Source organism: Streptomyces sp. P17 (assembly GCF_032436805.1).
Classification (GTDB): domain Bacteria; phylum Actinomycetota; class Actinomycetes; order Streptomycetales; family Streptomycetaceae; genus Streptomyces.
Map to the genome: position 1 here is coordinate 1 of NZ_JAVRBF010001522.1, position 234 is coordinate 234.

Here is a 234-nt window from a genome sequence, read left to right on the forward strand (position 1 = left end):
CTTCGTCTTCTTCTTGGCCAGCTCGGCGATATCGGCGCCCTTCTTCTGCTCCGCGACCTCCTGCGTGTCCTCGTCCTCGGTCTCGACCAGGATGTGGCGGGCATGGACCTCCTGCTCGCCGGAGATCTGCCTGGCGGCGTCGTCGTAGACCTTCTTCATCGCCTCGTCGGTCGCGGCTTCCTTGCCCTGCTTGCCGAGCAGCGCGTCCATCAGGAGCCGGTCATGGGAGAAGGC

Annotated in this window: 1 pseudogene; it reads right to left on the reverse strand. The window is 65.4% G+C overall.

The features are described from left to right. Positions 1 to 234: pseudogene (locus tag RMT89_RS45560) on the reverse strand (hypothetical protein); the annotation flags it as partial.